At 54.7% G+C, this 616-nt stretch carries 1 protein-coding gene; it reads left to right on the plus strand.

Translation table 11 applies throughout. The features are described from left to right. Positions 1 to 215: 215 nt before the first annotated feature. Entirely contained in the window at positions 216 to 536 is a 321-nt protein-coding gene (locus OC610_RS28525) for a DUF6124 family protein (RefSeq protein WP_264433086.1), read from the plus strand. Positions 537 to 616: the final 80 nt, after the last annotated feature.

A 616-nucleotide genomic window follows, 5' to 3' on the forward strand; every position in this document is an offset into this window, starting at 1 on the left:
CTGCTCGCGAAGACGGCCTGATGGCCGATTGGTTTTGTGGGAATGGTCGGACAAGTTTTGCGATTGACGCAGACTTTTCCGACGAGTCCTGGCGGTTGCCGGGTGGGAAGCGCTGTCGTTAAGCTTTTCCCGCCGCTGCAAATTCAGCGGCCGGGCTTGGAAACCCGCTTGAGTAAACGACGCGTAATACCCTTCATAACGATGGAGCGTCATCTATGTTCAACGCCACGCCTGAATTCGATCCTCAAAAACTCGATGAAGCAGCCAAACGTGCCATCGACCACTATCTCGACCCAAAGCCTCAAACCAAGCAGAAAAAAAACTCAAGTCAATTGTTCGCTGTTGTAGAGAGCGCAACCACCGAAACCCTTCTGGCCAACCTCAGCGAGACCCTGGCCTCTGCCAACGCCATGCTCAGCGATCTTGCCTTCGATCTGGAAGGCTCGCGGCGGCACTTTGCCTTGGGTGTCCAGCAAATGATCGAGCTCAGTGAGATGCTGGCAAACCGAGCGTTGGATATCGTTGAGTTGCGATAGGTACCGCGCTCCATTGTGGGAGCGGGCTTGCCCGCGAAGAGGCCGGTACATCCAACATCTTCATCAACTGGAAAATCGCA

It is taken from the genome of Pseudomonas agronomica (genome assembly GCF_025917275.1).
Classification (GTDB): Bacteria; Pseudomonadota; Gammaproteobacteria; order Pseudomonadales; family Pseudomonadaceae; genus Aquipseudomonas; species Aquipseudomonas agronomica.